The 16444-nt window shown below is 67.2% G+C and carries 15 protein-coding genes; 13 read left to right on the top strand and 2 right to left on the bottom strand.

Annotated elements, in window-relative coordinates; translation table 11 throughout:
• Positions 1–125: 125 nt before the first annotated feature.
• Positions 126–1115 (bottom strand): SphA family protein, encoded by a 990-nt coding sequence (locus tag AC3FKG_RS25900; RefSeq protein ID WP_488744497.1) that lies wholly within the window; start codon positions 1113–1115, stop codon positions 126–128.
• A 541-nt stretch (positions 1116–1656) separates the two neighbouring features.
• Here AC3FKG_RS25900 and AC3FKG_RS25895 point away from each other — a divergent pair.
• The 9 genes from AC3FKG_RS25895 to leuA all read left to right on the top strand — a co-directional run bounded on the left by AC3FKG_RS25895 (position 1657) and on the right by leuA (position 11736).
• On the top strand, positions 1657–4476 hold the full coding sequence (locus tag AC3FKG_RS25895; RefSeq protein WP_488744496.1) for a monovalent cation/H+ antiporter subunit A: 2820 nt from the start codon (positions 1657–1659) through the stop codon (positions 4474–4476).
• A complete protein-coding gene (locus AC3FKG_RS25890; protein ID WP_488744495.1) occupies positions 4476–4847 on the top strand; it encodes a Na+/H+ antiporter subunit C in 372 nt (123 codons plus the stop codon). The genes AC3FKG_RS25895 and AC3FKG_RS25890 overlap by 1 nt, the downstream gene beginning before the upstream one ends.
• Positions 4844–6385, top strand: coding sequence for a monovalent cation/H+ antiporter subunit D (locus AC3FKG_RS25885; protein ID WP_488744494.1), 1542 nt, complete (start codon positions 4844–4846; stop codon positions 6383–6385). Before AC3FKG_RS25890 ends, AC3FKG_RS25885 begins: the two co-directional genes overlap by 4 nt.
• A 4-nt stretch (positions 6386–6389) precedes the next feature.
• Positions 6390–6893 (top strand): Na+/H+ antiporter subunit E, encoded by a 504-nt coding sequence (locus tag AC3FKG_RS25880; RefSeq protein ID WP_488744493.1) that lies wholly within the window; start codon positions 6390–6392, stop codon positions 6891–6893.
• Entirely contained in the window at positions 6878–7150 is a 273-nt protein-coding gene (locus AC3FKG_RS25875) for a K+/H+ antiporter subunit F (RefSeq protein WP_488744492.1), read from the top strand. The genes AC3FKG_RS25880 and AC3FKG_RS25875 overlap by 16 nt, the downstream gene beginning before the upstream one ends.
• Before the next feature lie 2 nt (positions 7151–7152).
• The gene (locus AC3FKG_RS25870) at positions 7153–7578 is read left to right on the top strand and encodes a Na+/H+ antiporter subunit G (protein WP_488744491.1); all 426 of its coding nucleotides are present in this window, start codon (positions 7153–7155) and stop codon (positions 7576–7578) included.
• Between the two features lie 30 nt (positions 7579–7608).
• Complete coding sequence (gene bla / locus AC3FKG_RS25865) at positions 7609–8490, top strand: class A beta-lactamase (protein WP_488744490.1); 882 nt, start codon at positions 7609–7611, stop codon at positions 8488–8490.
• A 136-nt stretch (positions 8491–8626) separates the two neighbouring features.
• On the top strand, positions 8627–9733 hold the full coding sequence (locus tag AC3FKG_RS25860; protein ID WP_488744489.1) for a CapA family protein: 1107 nt from the start codon (positions 8627–8629) through the stop codon (positions 9731–9733).
• Positions 9734–10068: 335 nt separating this feature from the next.
• Positions 10069–11736, top strand: a complete 1668-nt coding sequence (leuA, locus tag AC3FKG_RS25855; RefSeq protein ID WP_488744508.1) for a 2-isopropylmalate synthase — start codon at positions 10069–10071, stop codon at positions 11734–11736.
• 30 nt (positions 11737–11766) lie between these two features.
• Here leuA and AC3FKG_RS25850 read toward each other — a convergent pair whose 3' ends face one another.
• Positions 11767–12648 carry a LysR family transcriptional regulator gene (locus AC3FKG_RS25850; RefSeq protein ID WP_488744488.1) on the bottom strand — a complete coding sequence of 294 codons (882 nt, stop codon included), beginning with the start codon at positions 12646–12648 and terminating at the stop codon, positions 11767–11769.
• 101 nt (positions 12649–12749) lie between these two features.
• Here AC3FKG_RS25850 and AC3FKG_RS25845 point away from each other — a divergent pair, with 101 nt between their 5' ends.
• From AC3FKG_RS25845 to pcaD, 4 genes are read left to right on the top strand one after another with little or no spacing between them, the layout of a single operon-like run.
• Complete coding sequence (locus AC3FKG_RS25845; RefSeq protein WP_488744487.1) at positions 12750–13874, top strand: muconate/chloromuconate family cycloisomerase; 1125 nt, start codon at positions 12750–12752, stop codon at positions 13872–13874.
• Positions 13875–13901: 27 nt separating this feature from the next.
• Positions 13902–14180, top strand: coding sequence for a muconolactone Delta-isomerase (catC, locus tag AC3FKG_RS25840; protein WP_276100453.1), 279 nt, complete (start codon positions 13902–13904; stop codon positions 14178–14180).
• Between the two features lie 55 nt (positions 14181–14235).
• On the top strand, positions 14236–15231 hold the full coding sequence (locus AC3FKG_RS25835) for a tripartite tricarboxylate transporter substrate binding protein (RefSeq protein ID WP_483711391.1): 996 nt from the start codon (positions 14236–14238) through the stop codon (positions 15229–15231).
• 35 nt (positions 15232–15266) lie between these two features.
• Positions 15267–16070, top strand: coding sequence for a 3-oxoadipate enol-lactonase (gene pcaD / locus AC3FKG_RS25830; RefSeq protein ID WP_488744486.1), 804 nt, complete (start codon positions 15267–15269; stop codon positions 16068–16070).
• Positions 16071–16444 lie beyond the last annotated feature (374 nt).

Raw genomic sequence — 16444 nt, 5'->3', positions numbered from 1 at the left:
GCCGCATGGGGGGGGGGGGGGGGTGTGTCCCATCGCCGGGGGGGGCGGGGGGGGCCCCCCCCCCCCCCCCCGCCAGGCATCAAGGATACACAGGAGCGGCCTGCCAGGGCCGCCTTGCGCCTGTATCAGAAGACCAGCGTCGCGGTCCCCATGAATGTCCTGGTGCTGTCGATGCGGTTCTTGCTCGCCACGGTCGGGACCCAGCGCAGGCCGAGCGACAGCTTGCTTTTGGCGCCCACCTTGGTGTCGTACGTCACGATCGGGCCGAGCGCCCAGTCATATCCGCGGAAGCCGTTGAGCCGGTCGGCGGTCGGTCCGCTGTCGCTGCCGAGCTGCTGCGTGGTGCCCGCCACCAGGCCAGCGCCGAAGCCATTGGCAAAGCGCTTGAGCACCATGGCATCGAGCGTGAACAGCGGGGCGTTCTGGTAGTCGGTGGCATTGTTGCGCGTGTAGAACTGGAGGCCGGCCACCGCGTCGAATTCCAGGCCGTGCTCGGGCAGCAGCCTGGTGAAGGCCACTTGCGGAATGAAGGTCCAGTTGTTCAGGCTCGGGTTGGCCAGCGCGTTCTTGTCATATTGCCCGGTCGGTGCCCAGATGTTCAGGCTGAGCGCCATGTGCGCCGTCTGGGAGAAGTGGTAGCCCGCGATCAGCGGCGTGAACGTGATATCGAACAGGTTCGATGCCCGGTCTTCCGTGCGTCCCTGCAGGCGGCCGGCATTGAACGTCGCACCGACCTGTGTCCAGACATAGGGCAGGGTGAAGCTGGAGGCGAAGTTCCACGCGCCCGGACCGGTGTCCCAGACCTTCATGATGGTGGCCAGCGTGAACGCGATCTCCGCGTCGATGCCGGCCGAGGTCTGGCCGATGACCGGCACCTGCCGTCCACCACCGACCGACCCGTTCAGGTAGATCTCGCCAAGGTTGACCACGGTAACGGGCTCGGGCGCGACGATGCCGGCATTGGACAGCACGCTGGTACCCGTGACCGGCCGCCCCAGCGCGCCTTCGGTGGCCCGGGCGGGCACCCAGGCGGCGCCCAGGCAGGTGGCCAATGCCGCCGCGAGCAGGCGGAGCGAAAGGAGGCGGCGCGTGGGCCGGGCTGGCACGTCAGGCATGTTCTGTCCTCGGTGTCTGGCTGAGCGGGGGCGGGGCATGGCGAATCTGGACTTCTGGAATGTACTAAATTTAGTTTTCCAGCTACGCGCATTGTGGCCGTCGCGCGACGTGTCATGAAGTCAATGTTTTTATATCTGCATTAACAATGTCCCGAGGATGGGGCAGAGGACGTGCGCCCTCGGGTAGCGGCCATGCTCCTCATGTTCGACGCCGTCGGCCACGACCTCGAAGCCGGGTTCGTGCGCCAGCGTTGCGCATTCAGAATCTTTTTGCGGGGCAGTGAATTTTTTCGTGTGCCGTGCGGAGATGGGCCGTTCGGCCAGCCGGGCGGGCACAATTCAATGATCCCGAGGGCAGTATTGCTCACGCCTTGTGGCGGGACGGGTCGTTTGTGACGCGATTCATGACCCGATCGGGATGACCGGTGAAGCCGGTGCCGGAGTCCTCGCCATGACCGCAACCGGGCCGGCAATCGCGACAGGCCGGCACAGTCGCCATGGCACCGGCGCCCGCCAGGCCGCGAACTGACGGAGGATGCCGATGGTGCTGGTCCTGCTGATCGCGCTGCCGCTGGTTGCCGCCGTGCTGACATGGCTGGCCGGCAAGCATGCCGTGCGGCTGGTGGCGCCGGTCATCATCGGTTTTCCGCTGGCGGCGCTGATCCTGCTGCTGCGCGCCCGCGAAGCCGTGTTCGAGCAGCCCGGGCACGCGCTGGCCTGGCGCGTGAACTGGTTGCCGGACCTCGGCCTGAACCTCAGCCTGCGGCTCGACGGGCTGTCCTTCCTGTTCGCGCTGCTCGTCATCGGCGTGGGGCTGCTCGTGGTCCTGTACGCGCGCTACTACCTGCCGCGCAATGCCTCGTCGGTGCGTTTTTTTTGCCTGCTGCTGATGTTCATGGCCGCCATGCTCGGCGTGGTGCTGGCCGGCAACCTGCTGCTGCTGGTGATCTGCTGGGAACTGACCAGCATCCTGTCGTTCCTGCTGATCGGCTTCTGGTCGTGGCGCGAGGACGCGCGCCAGGGCGCGCGCATGGCGCTCACCGTTACCGGCGGGGGCGGGCTGGCGCTGCTGGCCGGCGTGCTGCTGCTCGGGCGTATCTGCGGCAGCCTGGAGCTGTCCGACGTGCTGGCCCAGGCGGGCAGCGTGCAGCACCATCCGCTGTACCTGCCGATGCTGGTGCTGGTGCTGCTGGCCGTGTTCACCAAGTCCGCGCAGTTTCCGTTCAGCTTCTGGCTGCCGCATGCCATGGCCGCGCCCACGCCGGTATCGGCGTACCTGCATTCGGCCACCATGGTGAAGGCGGGCGTGTTCCTGCTGGCGCGGCTGTATCCGGTGCTCGATGGCACCAATGCGTGGTTCTACCTGGTCAGCATGACCGGCCTGGTCACGCTGATCATGGGCGCGGCGCTGGCGTTGCTGCAGCGCGACCTGAAGGGGCTGCTGGCCTATTCGACCATCAGCCACCTCGGGCTGATCACGCTGCTGTTCGGGCTCGACACGCAGTTGAGCACGGTGGCCGCGCTGTTCCACATCATCAACCACGCCGTGTTCAAGGCGTCGCTGTTCATGGCCGCCGGCATCATCGACCACGAAACCGGCACGCGCGACCTGGACCGCCTGCGCGGCCTGGCGCGCTACATGCCGCACACGGCGGTACTGGCCAGCGTGGCGTCGCTGTCGATGGCCGGCGTGCCGCTGTTCAACGGCTTCCTGAGCAAGGAGATGTTCTTCGGCGAAACGCTGGCGCAGGGCTTGCTCGGCGATTTCAACTGGGTGATCCCTGCGGCCGCGACCGTGGCCGGCGCCATGACCATGGCGTATTCGCTGCGCTTCAGCTACGGCGTGTTCCTTGGCGGCGACAAGCCCGACGTGCCCAACTATCCGCCGCATGAACCGCCGCGTTTCATGAAGTTGCCGGTGGAGTTGCTGGTCGTGATCTGCCTGGTGGTCGGCCTGGCGCCGGCCTATACGGTGGGCAACCTGCTCGCGGCCACGGCACTTGCCACGCTGCGCGCGCCGCTGCCCGATTACAGCCTGCACCTGTGGCACGGCTTCAACCTGCCGCTGGTCATGAGCCTGGTCTCCATGGCGGGCGGGGCGGCGCTGTTCTTCCTGCGGCGCGATGCGCTGCGGCGCTGGCAGCGTGTCATCGAGCCGCTCAGCGCGCGCCGTTCGTTCGAAGCCGCCATCGCCACGCTGGAGCGACTGGCCCGCACGCTGACGCGCCGCATGGAGAACGGTTCGCTGCAGCGCTACATGGCCTGGATGCTGGCTGCGCTGCTGGCCGTGCCGGCTGCGTTCCTGGGGGATCTCGACGCGCTGGCCGGTCCCGTCCCGGATGGCGCGATCGATCCGATGGGTGCGGCCTGCCTGGTCTTGCTGGCGCTGTGCGCGGTAGCCGTGGTGGGCGCGCGGCGGCAGCGTGTTGTAGCGCTGGTGTTCCTGAGCACCTGCGGCCTGCTGGTGTCGCTGATCTTCACGCGTTTTTCCGCGCCCGACCTGGCGCTCACGCAGATCTCGGTCGAGGTGGTCACCGTGCTGCTGCTGGTGCTCGCGCTGTTCTACCTGCCGCCGGAGCCGGTGACGCCGCTGGCGTCCGGACGGCAGTTGCGCGACCTGGTGCTGGCGCTCGGCGGCGGTGGCCTGCTGGCCGCCTGCGCGTATGCGGTGATGACGCGGACCTATGATCCGGTGTCCGGCTTCTACGTGGACAACGCGGTGCCCGGTGGCGGCGGCCACAACGTGGTCAACGTGCTGCTGGTCGATTTCCGCGGCTTCGACACCCTGGGCGAAGTCTGCGTGCTGCTGGTCGCGGGGCTGGCCGTGCAGGCGCTGCTGCGCGGCATGCGCCTGCCGATGCCCGATGCCGGGCCGGACGGCAAGGCCTGGTCCGCGCAGCGGCATCCGCTGCTGCTGGCCATGCTTGCGCGGCTGATGCTGCCGCTGACGCTGCTGGTCTCCGTGTTCCTGCTGCTGCGCGGGCATAACCTGCCTGGCGGTGGCTTCATTGCCGCGCTGATCACCTCGGTCGCGTTGCTGCTGCAGTACGTCGCCAACGGCGTGCGCTGGACCGAGGCGCGCATCGCCCCCGACTACCGCGCGCTGGCCGGTAGCGGAATCCTGGTGGCGGGGCTGACAGGGCTGTGCAGTCTTGCCTTCGGCTTTCCGTTCCTGACCACGGCCTTCGGCCATTTTCACGTGCCCGGACTCGGCGAAATCGAACTCGCGTCCGCCATGGTGTTCGACCTTGGCGTCTATGCCACGGTGACCGGCACCACCTTGCTGATCGTCTCGCATCTCGGTTTGCGCAACACGCCGGCGGCGCTTGGCCGCCCACAGCGCGGCAAGGAGGGTGCCTGATGGCCGCGCTTTATGCCGGCGCCATTGGCGTGCTTGCCGCGTGCGGCATCTACCTGCTGCTCAGGGCCCGCACCTTTACCGTGGTGCTCGGGCTGACGCTGCTGTCGTATGCGATCAGCCTGTTCCTGCTGGGCATGGGCCGGCTCTTGATCGGCAGGCCGCCCGTCATTGCGGACGGCGCGCGCTACGCCGATCCGCTGCCGCAAGCGCTGGTGCTGACGGCCATCGTCATCGCGTTCGGCATGACGGCGTTTGCCGTAGTGCTGTCGCTGCGCTCCCTCGGCCTGACGGGCAGCGATCATGTCGATGCGGCGAGCCAGCCCGGCCGCGACGCCGCGGAGGGCGCGCAAGCCACGGAGCCTCACTCGTGAACCACGTGCTGCTGCTCCCCATCCTGCTGCCGATGTTCGCCGGTGGACTGCTGACCGCCATGCCGATGCACCGGTTGCGCGCGCAGCGCGTGGTGTGCATGACGGCCACGCTGCTGCTGGTGCCGGTGGCGGCGCTGCTGGTCGCGCGCGCGGCGAGCGGCGGCATTGACGTCTACCAGCTCGGCAACTGGGAGGCGCCGTTCGGCATCGTGCTGCAGGGCGATCGCCTTGGCGCGCTGATGCTCGCGCTGACCGCGCTGTTGGCGCCCGCGGCACTGGCAGCGGCCGGACCAGAACTGGTGCGCGCGGGGCGCCATTTCCATGCCTTGTTCCAGTTCCAGCTGATGGGCCTGAACGGTGCCTTCCTGGCCGGCGACCTGTTCAATCTCTTCGTGTTCTTCGAGATCCTGCTGATCGCATCGTATGCGCTGCTGATCCACGGCGCGGGACGCGAGCGGATCGGCGCGGGGCTGCACTACGTGCTGCTCAACCTCGTGGCCTCGTCGTTCTTCCTGGTGGCCATCGGCATGCTCTATGGGCTGACAGGGACGCTCAATCTCGCGCACATGGGTCTTCGCCTGCAGGGCCTGCCCGACGCCGACGCGCCGTTGGCCGCGGCGGCGGGCGTCATGCTGATGCTGGTCTTCGGCCTGAAGGCCGCGATCTTTCCGCTGTACTTCTGGCTGCCGCGCGCCTATGCGGGCACGGCGGGCCCGGTGGCCGCGCTGTTCGCGGTCATGACCAAGGTCGGCCTGTACGCCATGCTGCGCTGCGACGCATTGGTGTTCGGCGCCGCGCAGGGGTTGCTCGCGGCATTCATGCAGGCGTGGCTGCCGGTGCTGGCGCTGGCCACGCTGATAGCGGGCGCCATCGGCGCCCTGGCTGCCACCAGCCTGCGGTCGCTCACCAGCTACCTCGTGCTGGCATCGGTCGGTCTGCTGGGCATTGCCGTCGGCATGCAGACCCCGGCCGCCTGGGCCGCCGCGTTGTACTACCTGCTGAGCACCACACTGTGCACGGGCGGATTGTTCCTGCTGGCGGACGCGCTGGAGCCCGCCGACGCGAAGGGGCAGGGCACGGTGGTGGCCGGCACACGGCTCGCCGGTTTGCTCTACCTGACCGGGGCGGTCGTGGCAGTGGGGCTGCCGCCGTTGTCGGGATTCATCGGCAAGGTCATGATCCTGCGCGCCGTGCCGCCGGACAACGCGATGGTCTACTGGTCCGCCATCCTGGTGTCCGGACTGGCGCTGCTGGTGGCGGCGTCGCGCACGGGCACGCGCCTGCTGTGGCGCTTGCCGCATGACAGCGCGAACGCGGTGCAGGAAGCGGGGGCGCCGGTGCCACCGCGCGTACGGTCGCGCCCCGAAGGGCGCAAGCTCGCCTGCAGCGCGTTCCTGCTCGCCTGCAACGTCACGCTGACGGCGTTTGCGGCGCCGGTCAGTGCCTATGTTTCCCAAGCCGCTGCGCAGTTGCAGGACCGCACGGCCTACGTCCGTGCCGTGCTGCCGGCCGGCGTGCCGCCGCCGGCGCAGAGGTAAAGCCATGCTCGCACGCCAGTTCCCGCATCCATGGCTGAGCCTGATCCTGCTGCTCATGTGGCTGCTGCTGTCCAACAGCCTGGCGCCCGCACACTGCCTGCTGGGCGCGGTGCTGGGCTGGGGGCTGGGGCGGCTGGCCGACCTGTGGCTGGTGCTCAGCCCGTTCCGGCTGTCGCGGCCGGGCCTGATGCTGCGGCTGGGCTTCCATGTGCTGATCGACATCGTGGTGGCCAATATCGAAGTCGCCATGCTGGTGCTCGGGCGCACCGCGCGGTTGCGGCCGGCCTTCATCGTGGTGCCGCTCGATACCGAACACGAGCTCGCCACCACCGCGCTGATCAGCATCGTCTCGCTGAGTCCGGGCACGCTGTGCGCGGAACTCAGCGACGACCGCCGCAGCCTGCTGGTGCATGTACTCGACCTGGACGATGAAGGCGCGCTGGTGGCGCGCATCAAGTCCCGCTATGAAACGCCGCTGAAGGAGATATTCCTGTGCTTGCCATCGTGATTCCCGTTTGCCTGGCGATCCTGGGCCTCGCTTTCCTGCTGACCTTCGCGCGCCTGGTGCGCGGGCCCGCGCTGGTGGACCGCATCGTGGCGCTGGATACGCTCAATATCAACGCCATCGCGGTGATCGTGGTGCTCGGCATCAGCCTGCGCTCGTCGATGTTCTTCGAAGCGGCGCTGCTGATTGCCGTGACGGGCTTTGTCGGCACGGTCGCGCTGACCAAGTACCTGCAGCGCGGCGACATCATCGAGTACTAGCCATGCAGCCGAACCTCGATGCTGCGCTGGGCACCATCGCCGAACTCGCGGTCTGCGCGCTGCTGCTGGTGGGCAGCCTCTTCACGCTGGTCGGCGCCATCGGCCTGTTCCGGTTGCCCGACGTCTTCATGCGATTGCACGGGCCTACCAAATCGACCACGCTGGGCGTGGGGGGCGTGGTGGTGGCCTCGGTGGTGTACTTCAGTTGCCAGGGGGACAGCACCAGTTTGCATGAACTGCTGGTGACGGCCTTCCTGTTCCTGACGGCGCCGATCAGCGCGCACATGCTGGCCAAGGCTGCCATCCAGCGCCAGCTTCCGGTCGATCCGCGCACGCGCGGAGGCCCTTGGGCAGCCATGGGAAACGAGCAATCCGAAGCGGACACGCCGGCCGATGCCGCGCAAACCAGCGGGCAGGCGGGCGGTTAGAATGGCCGGCTGACTTCACCGTTGCTGTCCATGGTTCCATCGAAATCGCGTCGTACCTTGCTCCTGGCCGCCGCCGCGGCCCCGTTTGCATCCGCATGCGCTGGCCCTGCGCGCGCTCCCGCGCCTGACGCAAGCGCAGAGCTGGCCGCGCTGGAACGCCGCGCCGGAGGCCGCCTTGGCGTGCTCGCGCGCCACACCGGCAGCGGCCGCCAGGTACGGTACCGTGCCGAGGAGCGGTTCCCCGTCTGCAGTACGTTCAAGGCGATCCTGGCCGGCGCCATCCTGCAACGCAGCGCCGCCACGCCAGGCATGCTCGAACAGCATGTCCGCTATACACGCCAGGATCTCGTGGCCTATTCCCCGATCACGGAGAAGCATGTCGCGGAGGGCATGACAGTGGCGCAACTGTGCGCCGCCGCGATCCAGTACAGCGACAACGGCGCGGCGAACCTGCTGATGCGCCGCATCGGCGGACCCGCGGGTGTCACGGCGTTTGCCCGTTCCATCGGGAACCAGTCTTTCCGGCTCGACCGCTGGGAAACCGAACTGAACACCGCCATTCCCGGCGACCCGCGCGATACCTCGACGCCTGCGGACATGGCAGCCAGCCTGCAGGCGCTGGCATTGGACAACGCCTTGCCGGCCGCGCAGCGCAGCCAGCTTCAGGCTTGGTTGCGCGGCAACACCACTGGCGCCGCGCGCATCCAGGCGGCCATGCCGGCGGGCTGGCAGATCGGCGACAAGACCGGCAGCGGCGACTATGGCACCACCAACGATATCGCCGTGCTGTGGCCGCCGGCCGTCGCACCCATCGTCATCGCGATCTACTTCACGCAAGCCTCACCCGATGCGAAGTGGAGCAACGAGACGATCGCCAGCGCGGCGCGCATCGCGCTGTCGGGGCTGGGTTGACCCAACGCTCGAAGACGCTGGGCTGGCGGCGTTACCATGCGGACAGGCAACTGGCCGCGTAGATGGGCGAGTGAGCGCGAAGATGCTTCGTCCAGGTGAGCTGCCTGGCGCCAGGGTTTCGCGCAGGGAGTGGCAGATGAGTGCAATCCGTTTGTTCCTGTGCGGCGATGTGATGACCGGACGCGGCATCGACCAGATCCTGCCGATACCGGGCAATCCACGGCTGCACGAATCGTTTGTCCGTTCCGCCGTCGAGTACGTCGAGCTTGCCGAGCGCAGGAACGGCACGATCGCGCGGCCGGTATCGCCGGCCTATATCTGGGGAGACGCACTGTCCGAGCTGGAGCGTCGCCACCCGGACGTGCGCATTGTCAATCTGGAAACCGCCATTACTACCTGTGACGACGCCTGGCCCGGCAAGGGGATCCACTACCGGATGCATCCGGCGAACGTCGGCTGCCTTGGCGCCGCCGGCGTGGATTGCGCGGTGCTGGCCAATAACCACGTGCTGGACTGGGGGCGCGCTGGCATGGAGGAAACCGTGGCAACGCTGCAGGCGGCGGGGATCGCCGTGGCCGGTGCAGGGCGCAACGAGCGAGAGGCGGCGCTACCTGCCGCGCTCGCCGGTCCGGATGGCAGCCGTGTCCTGGTGTTCGCGCTGGCGATGGCCAGCGCGGGGACGCTGTCCAGCTGGGAGGCCACCAGCCGCCGCCCGGGTGTTGCCCTGCTGCACGACTGCTCCGCCGCGAGCCTCCGGCGCATTCGCGACCGGATCAGCGCGCAGCGCCGTGGTGGCGACGTGGTCGTGGTATCGATCCACTGGGGGCCGAACTGGGGGTACGAAGTGGAGCCCGAGCGGCGCCAGTTCGCGCGGGCGCTGATCGACCAGGCCGGCGTGGACGTCGTGCACGGCCATTCGTCGCACCACCCGATTGCCATTGAACTGCATGCGGGCAGGCCGATCCTCTATGGCTGCGGCGATTTCATCAACGACTATGAGGGGATCGGCGGCTACGAAGCCTATCGCCCCGATCTCGCGCTGATGGTTTTCGTCGCGCTCGATTCCGCGGGCGCGGCCGCCGACCTGAGGCTGGTGCCGCTGATGCGGAAGCACTTCCGGCTGGGCTACGCGCCGCAAGCGGACCTGGACTGGTTGCAGGAAGTGCTGAGCCGGGAAGGCCGGGCGTCCGGCACCCATGCGGAGCGTTCCGACGTGGATGAGTTGCGGGTCTGGGCCGATTGAGGCCGGACGCAAATAGCTGGCATTCGTTTGGCCACAAAATTCTCGTTCACGTTTTCGCAAAGCCTCTGCTAGAATCCGTTGCATGTCTCGCAAGCGCCTCACCTCCCTATCCCTGCGCCGCCTAGCCCTAGTGCTCGGCCGGGGTCCGCTTGCTTGAGTCCTCTGGCGCCTGAATCGACCGATTCGCTGCGCGCCACCTGATTTCCCCCTGATCCCGGCCCACGAAACAGCCTTCGCCATGCGAAGGGCTGCAGGGGAAGTCACATCGTCTTTTGACTGATTGACCCCGGCACGGCCCGCAATGGACCGTCCGGCACCCGGATTCGTGGACCATGATGATTGCCCAGCCCTCCGCCAAGTACCAACCGTTCCCGCCCGTCGGCCTCACCGACCGCACCTGGCCGAACCGCACGATTACCAACGCGCCCGTGTGGCTTTCCACCGATCTGCGCGACGGCAACCAGGCGCTGTTCGAGCCGATGAACGGCGAGCGCAAGATGCGCCTGTTCCAGGAACTCGTGCGCATCGGATTCAAGGAAATCGAAGTCGGCTTTCCGTCCGCGTCCCAGACCGACTTCGACTTTATCCGTCGGCTGATCGACGAAGACCTGATTCCCGACGACGTGACCATCATGGTCATCACCCAGTCGCGCGAAGAGCTGATCGAACGCACGGTGGAGGCGCTGAAGGGCGCGCCCAAGGCGATTGTCCACGTGTACAACGCGATCGCCCCGGCCTGGCGCCGCATCGTATTCGACATGAGCGTGCCGGATGTGATGGGTCTCGTGCGCCACCACATCGGCTACCTCAAGCAACTCACCGACCAGCATCCCGAAACGAAGTGGACGCTGCAGTATTCGCCCGAGACGTTTAGTGCGGCCGAACTTGAAGTCTCGCTGGAGGCCTGCCACACCGCGATCGAGGCATGGGGCACCGGCGCCGACCGGCGCGTGATCATCAACTTGCCGACCACTGTCGAGAACGCCACGGCCAATGTCTTCGCGGACCAGATCGAATGGATGCACCGTCGTCTTGTGCCGCGCGAGCATATCGTGCTGTCGGTGCATCCGCATAACGATCGCGGCACCGGCGTCGCCGCGGCAGAGTTCGCGATGATGGCCGGCGCCGACCGCGTGGAAGGCTGCCTGTTCGGCAATGGCGAGCGCTGCGGCAACGTGGACATCGTCACGCTCGCCTTGAACCTTTACACGCAGGGCGTTCATCCGGGACTCGACTTCTCCGATATCAACGCCGTGGCGCGCATTGCCGAGGAATGCACGTCGATTCCCGTGCATCCGCGTCATCCGTATGCCGGGGATCTCGTCTTTACAGCGTTTTCGGGTTCGCACCAGGACGCCATCAAGAAGGGCTTCGCCGCGCAGGAGCCGAACAGCGCGTGGGAAGTGCCATATCTGCCGATCGATCCGGCCGACCTCGGCCGCACCTATGACAGCGTGATTCGCGTCAACAGCCAGTCGGGCAAAGGCGGCATCGCCTTCATGCTCGAACGCGAGCACGGTGTCGTCATGCCGCGCCGCATGCAGGTGGAGTTCAGCGCGGTCGTGCAGCGAGCCACCGATGCGAGCGAGACCGAGATCAGCGGCGCGGAACTCTGGAAGCTGTTCCGGCAGACCTACCTGTCGCCAGACGCATCGGGCCCGGGCATCGCCTATCACGCCTACAAGCTCGACGAGAGCGGGGAGGGCATTGCGCTCGACGTGACGGTCGACGGCGTGCGCAAGACGCTGCACGGCAAGGGCAATGGCCCGATCGCGGCGGCGGTGCATGCGCTGGACCTGCGCCTGCGCATCGACGCCTACGAAGAGCGCGCCACCGGCGCCGGCGCGGATGCGCAGGCAATGGCGATTGTCGAAGCCGCGCTGGACGGCGTGCCCGGTGCCGGCTTTGGCGTCGGCATGAGCCACAACATCGTCGAAGCGTCGGTGCAGGCGGTGGTCAGCGTGGCCAACAGGCTGGTGCGGCAGCGCCGCGCTCAGGGCTGATGCATTGTCCAGCGCTGCAGCTGCGGTGCCTTATTGCCCTTGCCGCATGACCCAGGCTACCGCCTGGGCCAGGAACGGCGAGCTGTCGCCAACGCGATAGCTCATGATGACCGGGGACACGAACCCTGGCGCATCGATCGGGCAATAGCGGACATCGTCGCGATGCAGGCGCTGGATCGATGCCGGCACCAGGGTGATGCCGACACCAGCCGCCACCAGCCCTAGCGCGGTCTGCAGTTCGTTGGCTTCCTGCGCCACGCGCAACTGCAGCCCTTGCGCGCGGAACAGCGATAGCAGGTGATCGGCATAGCTCGGCCGCGGTCGAGCCGGGTACAGGATGAACGGGCGCGTGGCCAGGCCTTGCGCCGTCAGCGTGGCCTGGGCCGGCGCCGGCTGGCCGGCCGGCACCGCCGCCACCAGCGGCTCGGCCATTACCACTTCCTGTCGGATCGCCGGGTCATTGATGACTAGGCGGCCAAAGCCCAGGTCGATGCGGCCGGACTTCAATGCCTCGACCTGTTCGACGGTAATCATCTCGGCCAGCCCGACTTCCACCTGCTGCGGCGATCCGCGCAGTTCGCGGATCAACTCCGGCAGCACCCCATACAAGACCGACGGCACAAAGCCGATGCCGAACCAGCGCTTGTCCTGCGTGCCGATGCGGCGCGTGCTCTCGATCGTTTCTTCCAGCCGCTGGGTCAGCTGCGTGGTCTGCTCCAGCAGGAACCGGCCCGCTTCGGTCAGCCGCAGCCCGCGTCCGACACGGTCGAAGAGCGCTACGCCGACCTCGTCTTCCAGCTGACGGATCTGGCGCGAAAGCGGCGGCTGCGCCATATGCAGGCGCTCGGCTGCGCGCGTGACATTGAGTTCCTGGGCCACGACCTGAAAGTAACGCAGGTGCCGGAGTTCCATTGGCATACCTATAGGGTATTGATTGAGACATCATCGGTCTTGGACGCCGCCTGCGTCAAGCTGCATACTTCATCGACATCTCTCCTTAGCCGCATATAGGTATGACAGCCACGATTACCTCGGTCGAAGCCATCCTGGTCGACCTGCCCACCATCCGGGCCCATCAACTGGCCATGGCCACCATGCAGCAGCAGACGCTGGTGATCGTGCGGCTGCGCTGCAGCGACGGCATCGAGGGCATCGGCGAGGCCACCACCATCGGCGGCCTGTCGTATGGCGACGAGAGCCCCGAAGGCATCAAGCTGACCATCGACACCTACCTGGCGCCCGCGCTGGCCGGCGAGGACGCCACCAACGTCCACGCCGCGATGGCCCGACTGAACAAGATCGCGCGCGGCAACCGCTTCGCCAAGTCGGCGCTGGAAACCGCGCTGCTCGATGCGCAGGGCAAGCGCCTGGGCGTGCCGCTGGCCACGCTGCTGGGCGGCGCGGTGCGCACCACGTTGCCGGTACTGTGGACGCTGGCCAGCGGCGATACCGCGAAGGACATCGACGAGGCCGAGCGCCTGCTGGCCGAGCGCCGCCACAACACCTTCAAGCTCAAGATCGGCCGGCGCAGCGTGCGCGACGACGTGGCGCACGTGTCGGCGATCAAGCGCGCGCTCGGTGACCGCGCCCGCGTGACCGTGGACATCAACCAGGCCTGGAACGAGGCCGATGCCGCCGGCGGCATCGCCATGCTCGAAGCCGCGGGCATCGACCTGATCGAGCAGCCCACGCCGCGCGAGCAGCGCACGGCGCTGGCGCGGCTGGCGGCGCGCTTCGTGGTGCCGATCATGGCGGACGAGGCCGTGTGCGGTCCGGAGGATGCGATGGAACTCGCGCGCATCGGCGGCGCCGACGTGTTCGCGCTGAAGATCGCCAAGTCGGGCGGCATCTTCGGCATGCTGCGCACGGCTGCCGTGGGCGATGCCGCAGGCATCGCGCTGTATGGCGGCACGATGCTGGAGGGCAGCGTGGGCACCATCGCCGCCGCGCATGGCTTCTGCACGCTGCCGCAGCTGGCGTGGGGCACGGAGCTGTTTGGCCCGCTGCTGCTCAAGGATGACATCGTGGTCGAGCGGCCCGCTTACCGCGACTTCAGCCTGCACTTGCCCGAAGGCCCGGGGCTGGGGCTTGCGCTCGATGAAGACAAGCTCGCGCACTACCGGCGCGATCACGCCTGAACAACCTGACTCACAAAGAGGAACGCCATGCTTTACCTGGTCCGGATGGATGTAAACCTGCCGAACGATATGCCCGCCGCGCAGGCCGATGACATCAAGGCGCGCGAAAAGGCGTATGCCCAGCAACTGCAGCACGAAGGCAAATGGCAGCAGCTGTACCGCGTGGTCGGCGAGTACGCCAACTACAGCATTTTCGACGTGGCCTCGCACGACGAGCTGCATACGCTGCTGTCGGGCTTGCCGCTGTTCCCTTACATGAAGATCCACGTCACGCCGCTGGCCAAACACCCGTCGTCGATCCGCTGAAACGCGGTCCGGGACAAGAACAACCCGCATTGCGCGGGCTCGAAGAGAGGAGACCATGAAGACGTTGTTCCAGCGGCTGGCCTGCACCGGCCGCGCAGGCGCGCTTGCCCTGGCGGCAAGCCTTTCGTTCGCCGCACCGGCCGCGCACGCGGCCTATCCCGACCACCCGATCCGCTGGATCGTGCCGTTCCCCTCGGGCGGCGCCATGGACAACATCGCCCGCACGCTGGGCGAAGACATGTCGCGCACGCTCGGCCAGTCGATCGTGGTCGAGAACCGGCCCGGCGCCGGTGGCAATATCGGCGCCGAACTGGTGGCGCGGTCGCCGGCCGACGGCTATACGCTGATCATCGTGGCCAACGGCATGGCCGTTAACCAGGCGCTGTACGGCAAGCTGTCGTACGACCCGGTCAAGGACTTCGCCCCGGTCTCGCTGCTGGCCGTTGTGCCGAACGTGCTGGTCGCCAACAAGGCGCGCCGGCAGGAAACCACGGTCAAGGAAGTCATCGCCCACGCGAAGGCGTCGCCGGGCAAGTACACCTATGCCTCCGCGGGTAACGGGACATCGATTCACCTTGCGGCGGAACTGTTCACGTCGATGGCAGGCGTGGACATGCTGCACATCCCGTACAAGGGCAGCGGTCCGGCCATGACCGACCTGCTGGGCGGACAGGTCGACTACATGTTCGACAGCATCACCTCGGCCAAGCCGCAGATCGATTCGGGCAAGCTGACGCCGATCGCCGTCACCACGGCCAAGCGCTCCAGCGCATTGCCCAACGTCCCGACCGTCGCCGAGGCGGGACTGCCCGGCTACGAGCTGTCGCCGTGGTTCGCGGCCTTCGTGCCGGCAAAGACGCCGCAGCCGGTGATCGACACGCTGAACCGCGCAATGCTCGAAGCGCTGCGCAAGCCGGCCGTGCAGAAGCGCCTGGCGCTGATCGGCGCGGAGCCGATCGGCAGTTCGCCCGCCGTGCTGCGTGACCACCTGGCCAGGGAAACCGAGAAGTGGGGTGCGCTGATTCGCCAGCGCGGCATCCGCGCTGACTGAACCCAAACCGTGCCCGCCGTGGCGGGCTGCCTGACATGACCCATTCCGATCTTCAAGCCCGCACCGGTACGGCCACCCGCGCCGGGGTGTCCATCCATTACACCATCGAGGGCGCCGCCGGCGCGCCGGTGCTGGTCATGTCCAATTCGCTGGGCACGACGCTGCAGATGTGGGACCCGCAGATGCCGGCCCTGCTCAGGCATTTCCGCGTACTGCGCTATGACACGCGTGGTCATGGGCGCTCGTCGGTGCCGGCCGAGCCGTTTGGCATGGCCGAGCTGGGTGCCGACGTGCTCGCCGTGATGGAGCATGCCGGCGTCGGGCGCGCGCATTTCTGCGGCCTGTCGATGGGCGGGATGACCGGCATGTGGCTGGCGCGGCATCACGCCGATCGCTTCGGCCGTTTTGTGCTGGCCAATACGGCCGCGTTGATCGGGCCGGCGTCAGTCTGGGACAACCGCATTGCCACCGTGCAGCGCGAGGGGATGGCAGCCATCGTGCCGGGGGTGCTGGAGCGCTGGTTCACGCCGTCCTATCGCGCGTCGCACGCACAGGCCATGGCACCAGTACGCGACATGCTGCTCGCGTGCGATCCGGCTGGCTATACGGCCAATTGCGCGGCTGTGCGGGATGCGGATCTGCGGGATGCATTGCCCCGGATCGCGGCAAAGATGCTGGTGATTGTTGGCGAGCAGGATGCTGCCACCACGCCCGCGCAAGGTCGCGAGGTGTCGCAGGCTGTGCCGGGAGCGGAGTATCTTTCGCTCGATGCGGCCCATTTGTCGAACTGGGAGTTGCCGCAGGCGTTTGTTGACGGGGTGGTCAGTTTCTTGGCTTGAGTTGAACCGCGCGGTGGCCGCCTGCTGCCACCGGTAGCCCGTCGCCCTCCAGAGGCATCAGCGTCGCCCGTGCTGACGCTTTCTCTTCCCCGTACGCGGCCAAAGATGCCGCGTCTCCCGTTTCCGCAATCCCCTCCGTCGGCCAGATCATCAAAAAAATGCCCGCTCCGTAAGGAGCGGGCGCCGATTTGCAGCAAGGGAACACTCGGCTGCCCTGGGGGGAAGCGGAGTGACTAAAAATGTACTGGGAAATCTCGCGTCCCAGTCAGTCCAAAAAGAAAACCTTTCGGACAATCGACGCATTGTTGCCTCAGCAGTTCCCGCTCCATCGTTCGCAAAAAGTGTCTCCAACAGCGCATCAATGCAACCCTGTG

The organism is Cupriavidus sp. 22TCCZM04-2, assembly GCF_057798895.1.
The sequence above is the reverse complement of the archived record's forward strand: the minus strand, read 5'-3'. Positions and strand labels throughout refer to the sequence as shown.